The organism is Candidatus Synechococcus spongiarum (assembly GCF_900047545.1).
In the GTDB taxonomy this organism is placed as follows: domain Bacteria; phylum Cyanobacteriota; class Cyanobacteriia; order PCC-6307; family Cyanobiaceae; genus Synechococcus_B; species Synechococcus_B spongiarum_C.
This window is the reverse complement of record NZ_FITM01000172.1, coordinates 1-2,367: the sequence shown is the minus strand read 5'-3', so window position 1 is coordinate 2,367 and position 2,367 is coordinate 1. Positions and strand designations below refer to the sequence as shown.

At 60.0% G+C, this 2,367-nt stretch carries 4 protein-coding genes; all 4 read right to left on the bottom strand.

Annotated elements, in window-relative coordinates; translation table 11 throughout:
* Positions 1-71 precede the first annotated feature (71 nt).
* Positions 72-554, bottom strand: coding sequence for an ISAs1 family transposase (locus FLM9_RS07395; protein ID WP_074457967.1), 483 nt, complete (start codon positions 552-554; stop codon positions 72-74).
* Positions 551-1,174, bottom strand: coding sequence for a transposase family protein (locus FLM9_RS07390; RefSeq protein WP_180365345.1), 624 nt, complete (start codon positions 1,172-1,174; stop codon positions 551-553). The genes FLM9_RS07395 and FLM9_RS07390 overlap by 4 nt, the downstream gene beginning before the upstream one ends.
* A gap of 122 nt (positions 1,175-1,296) precedes the next feature.
* The gene (locus FLM9_RS08420) at positions 1,297-1,935 is read right to left on the bottom strand and encodes an IS630 family transposase (protein WP_218969759.1); all 639 of its coding nucleotides are present in this window, start codon (positions 1,933-1,935) and stop codon (positions 1,297-1,299) included.
* Entirely contained in the window at positions 1,827-2,309 is a 483-nt protein-coding gene (locus FLM9_RS08415; protein ID WP_074457965.1) for a winged helix-turn-helix domain-containing protein, read from the bottom strand. Before FLM9_RS08415 ends, FLM9_RS08420 begins: the two co-directional genes overlap by 109 nt.
* Positions 2,310-2,367: the final 58 nt, after the last annotated feature.

Genomic DNA, 2,367 nt, shown 5'->3' with positions numbered 1-2,367 from the left:
TGAAAGCCATTATAGACCCGCACTACTCATCCGGCAACCGGCCATGCCCCTCACGCAGGGCCTTTCCAAAGTCAGGCAGTGATAGAGAAGAGGGTGATTGGCAGGGCGGCCAGTCGTTGGGCGCGACCGATCAGAGATTCCTTGGTTGACCAAAGGTTGCAGTTACCGCGAAGCAAGGTGATCGCCAGGTTACGGAACAGGCTCATAACTGTACCTCGGTGATGACAGTGCAGGACCTGGCGATCTTCTCTGAAACTGTCGTCCTTGACGTGGAACAAGCTGTTTTCGATGCTCCAATGTCCCCGCACCAGGTTCAGGGCTTCCCCGGGCGACAACGCCCGTCGGCTGGACACCGCATACTGGACGCTGTCCACTGGGTCCTTGTCGCCGCGACTGACCCGCTTCTTGACCATCACCACGCTGGAGAGGCTGGGCAAATCGCTGTAACCTTCCAACTCTCCGGATACCCAGACCTGCCGATGCTCCAGGCGCCCATGCCCTTTGTGGCTCACCTCCCAATCCGGCTCCCCAGCATTGGAGAAGAGCAGGGTCACGTCGTTGTGGAGTCGGGGTTGGTTTTTTTCAGCTTGAAGGTGTAATCCTTGCCCTGGTCCACGATGGCCTGAGCCAGATTGGTGTCGGCATACAGGGCATCTCCAGTCAGCATCTCCAATCCGGGACAATGGCTCGCCACGGCTTCGATCCACTCCTGGGCTGCCTGTGGTTCCTCAAAATGGTTGCCCATCGCCACCTGATCCAGGGCGGCCAAGCCCTCTCTGCTGAAGACGCACAGCGCCTTCAACTGGGTCCCATCCTCTCGAACTCCCCGGAGGGTCTTGCCGTCCAACGCCGCCGTGGTGATCTCGTGACCCCGACGCTGCTCCAGGGCCAGCACAAATTCCAGCAGCACCCGGCGCACCTCCCCCACCGACACCATCCCCAGCAGCCGGGACAGGGTTTGCACCGACGGGCTGCGCCGCAACCCCAACCGGCTCAACAACTGAGGGTGAATGTCCCCAAAACGGTAGATGGCGCTCAACGACGGGCAACCGCACATCAATCCCAGCACCGTCAAACTCAACACACCCTCCAAAGGATGAACCAAACCCCGGCGATGTCGCTGGTCGCTCAACCGCGCCAGGTACTCTCGCAGCAACTGAAATTCCTCTCCCAAAGACGCTCCTTGATCCATACTCGCACCTCCACACCTCCCAATCTTCAACCTTTTCTAAAACTTTGGAAAGGCCCTGTTCCGAAGGAGCTAGCCATTGCTTTTACTGATGCGTGAGCAATTGGCTAAACATAACCTACTTCCCTGATGCAGGAGTGTAGTATTCCAGGCTTGGTCAACAGCCGCTCCACGGCGGCCCAGAACTCTCGGCGCAACTGCTCCAGATCAGCGCAGACCACGTTCTTCAATTCCACCCGTTTCAGGTAGCGCCAGACCCCTTCGTCTGGGTTCAATTCTGGAGCATACCCAGGCAACTGTTCCAACTGGAGCCTCCGGGAGGCCCCTTGGGCCAGATACTCCTTGACGGCTCGGCAGCGGTGGATCGGCGCGCCGTCCCAGATCACCAACAACTTACCCGGTATCTCAGTGAGCAACTGTTTCAGAAACGCGATGACATCAGCGCCTTTATAGGCGTGGTCTTGCACTGCCAGGTAGAGTTCTCCGGTCAGGCTAATCGCGCTGATGGCGCTCAGGTGGTCGTAGCTCAACTTGCGCCGGATCACTGGGGTCTGGGCCACCGGTGCCCAAGTGCGCAGCAACGCGGGCAGCAGGTAAAACCCCGCTTCATCAGCCCACAGGATGGTACGGCCTTCGGCTAGGGCCTTTTTTTGAGCTCGGCAAAGCGCCGCTCCCGCCAGTCTGCAATTGCCTCCTCGTCCCGCTGGGTGGACCGCAGGGCTGGCTTCTGCTGGCTCCAGCCGCACCCTTTCAGTATCCGTCCCACCTGGGACGGGTCGTAGGACACTCCAAACTCCTGCTCGATGACCTGGGCCACCCGACCCCGGGTCCACACTTCCCCGTTGAACCCGTAGGCCCCTGGCCCACGGGCCAGCAACTCCGGCAGTCGCTCCCGTTGACCATCATCCAACTTGGGACGCCCACCAGGATGCTTGCGTCGGCGCAAGGCCGCGATGCCCCCCTGTCGGGCTTGACTGACCCACTGGCTCACCGCTCCCTTGGTGACGCCCAAGGCCGCTGCCACATCCTTTTGCTTCCAGCCCTGCTGGACCAACTCCCAGGCCCGCAGCCGGCGCGCTTCCTTCCAATCCGCAGGTGGTTCGACAGTCGCTCTATTCATGGACCCGATTGTCTCACAATCTCACTCTAATGTTTAGATCACCACTCACGCATCAGTA